Annotated in this window: 3 protein-coding genes; all 3 read left to right on the top strand. The window is 71.7% G+C overall.

Annotation, left to right across the window (positions count from 1 at the left end):
• Positions 1-971 (top strand): Acg family FMN-binding oxidoreductase (locus AC2VOR_RS13180; protein ID WP_486963921.1); only part of this gene is annotated, 971 nt, incomplete at its 5' end.
• A gap of 50 nt (positions 972-1,021) precedes the next feature.
• Positions 1,022-1,864, top strand: coding sequence for a universal stress protein (locus AC2VOR_RS13175; protein ID WP_369739922.1), 843 nt, complete (start codon positions 1,022-1,024; stop codon positions 1,862-1,864).
• Complete coding sequence (locus AC2VOR_RS13170) at positions 1,864-2,151, top strand: DUF1918 domain-containing protein (RefSeq protein ID WP_369739921.1); 288 nt, start codon at positions 1,864-1,866, stop codon at positions 2,149-2,151. Before AC2VOR_RS13175 ends, AC2VOR_RS13170 begins: the two co-directional genes overlap by 1 nt.
• Positions 2,152-2,498: the final 347 nt, after the last annotated feature.

Genomic DNA, 2,498 nt, shown 5'->3' with positions numbered 1-2,498 from the left:
CGACGGTCGACACCATGGTGGTCAAGGGGGCGGTGGAGTCGGCGTGCCGCGCTCCCTCGCTGCACAACAGCCAGCCGTGGCGCTGGGTGGCCGGCGGCGCGGTCGTCGACCTGTTCGCCGACCCGCACCGGATCGTGACCGCGACCGACAGCTCGGGCCGCGAGTCCATCATCAGCTGTGGGGCGGTGCTCGATCACTTCCGCGACGCGATGCTCGCCGCCGGCTGGCACACCGAGGTCGACCGGTTCCCCAATCCCAGCAACCTCGACCACCTCGCCTCGATCGGGTTCGCCCCGGCCGACTACGTCACCGACGCCCAGCGCGACCGCGCCGCGGCGATGGCGCGTCGCCGGACCGACCGGCGCCCGTTCGGCGCCCCGAAGGACTGGGCGTCGATCGAGCCCGCGCTGCGCAGCGCGTTCGACCCCGGCCTGGCCACACTGGACGTGCTGTCCGACGAGGCGCGGCCCCGCCTGGTGGAGGCGTCCCGGCTCACCGAGGTCCTGCGCCGCTACGACGACCTCTACCACCACGAATTACGTTGGTGGACAGCGCCGGTGCGGGAATCTGAGGGAATACCCGAGGGCGCGTTGCCCTCCGCCGCGCAGGGTAGCGACGTCGACGTGAACCGCCGCTTCCCCGCCGACGGGAATGCCGGAAATTCGCCGGCCGGCCAGGATGAGGCCAAGATCGTGGTCCTGTCCGGCTACGGCGACACCCGCGCGGACTGGCTCGCCGCCGGGGAGGCGCTTTCGGCGGTGCTGCTGGAGTGCACCATGGCCGGATTGGCGACGTGCACGGTCACGCACATCACCGAGGTGCAGGCCGGCCGGGACATCGTGCGGGGGCTCCTCGCCGACCCGACGATGGTGCCGCAGGTGTTGATCCGGGTCGGCGCCGCGCCCGCCGGAGATCTCCCGGAGCCGACGCCGCGCCGGCCGTTGCGCGACGTGCTGGAAATGCGGAGCTGAAACGCCGGCGCGCGGAAGCCACAAAAGCCCTGACAATGAGGAGTTTCACGATGTTCGACTCATACCCGCCCAAGTCGGTGGTCGTCGGTGTCGACGGATCGCAGGCCGCGATTCGCGCGGCGCGGTGGGCGGTGGACGAGGTGGACGGGACCGACGTCCCGCTGCGCCTGCTCTATGTCGCCCGGACGGATCCCGGCGCCGGCCCGCTGGAAGCCAGGGCGGCATTGGCGGCCGCGGAGGAAGTCGTGCAGGATGCGTACAGCGCCATCGAGGCCCTGGGCAGGTCGGTGAAAGTCGAGACCGAGGTGCTCGAAGGCGAGCCGGTGCCCACACTCGTCGCGGCGTCGCGCTCCACCGGATTGCTCTGCGTCGGGGACACCGGCGCCGCACAGCATCCGGAGGGCTGGTTGGGTTCCACCGCAAGGGAAGTGGCGCAGTCCGCCCACTGTTCGGTCGCCATCGTCAGAGGTGAGCGCGACGGCACGGCCGCCGCCGACCGGCGCTGGATCGTCGCCTGTGTGGACGGATCGCCCGAGGACGTCGACGTTCTCGAGCTCGCGCTCAACGAGGCCCAGCGCCGGCACGCCCGGCTGCGGGTGGTGACCGAGGCGGCGCCGGGTGGCGCCCCGGGCGGCGACGGCGCGGCCGTGATACTCGACCCGCACCTGGTGCGCTGCCTGGACGGCTACCCCGACGTGCACGTCGACACCGCGGTGCTGCGCGGTCCCTTCCGTGACTACCTCGCCGAGCATGCCGCGTTCGTCCAGCTGGTCATGGTCGGCGCCGCCCGGACCGCCGAGGTGCGTCAACTGCTCGGCCCGGACGGTGCTCCCGCGCTGCGGAACAGCGATTTCTCGCTGCTCGTCGTCGGGCCCGAGCGGCCGGGCCGCTGATGAGGGCCCGCGTCGGCGACTGGCTGGTCATCAAGCGCGGCACTGTCGGCCAGCCGGAGTTGCGCGGGTTGATCACCACCGTGCGCTCGCCGGACGGGGCGCCGCCCTACCGTGTCCGCTGGCTCGCCACGGGCGAGGAGGCGACGGTCTACCCGGGTCCCGACGCGCTGGTCGTCACGGCCGAAGAGCAGCGGGCCGCCGACGAGCGGGCGCGGTCGCGGTACGCCGCGGTGCAGGCCGCCATCCGGGAGCGCGCGGACGGGGGCCGCGGCGGCGCCCCGAATTAGCCCCTGCGCCAAGAATTCTGCGCGCGCATCGCCGCGAAACGGTTGACAACGAACCGGACACGCCGAGGTCGCGGTTTGTCGGCGCCCCGTGCCGGACGCCGCCTGACCCACTAGCCTGAGACGGTCCAACAGGTGACTTCAGGCCCTATGGGCGGGGTGGTCGCCGCCGCAATGATGAAACCACCCTGCACATAAAGGAACTCGTATGGCTTCTACGGTAAGCGGTCTGTACTTGCTGACGGACTCCGATGTCGACGCGCTCGCCTGGCAGTTCATGCACTCGGACTATGCCGACGACATCTACGCCGACTGGCCGCTGGACCGGCGTCTCGACGGGTTCCTCCGGC

Source organism: Mycobacterium sp. TH-M103 (genome assembly GCF_057473785.1).
The sequence above is the reverse complement of the archived record's forward strand: the minus strand, read 5'-3'. Positions and strand labels throughout refer to the sequence as shown.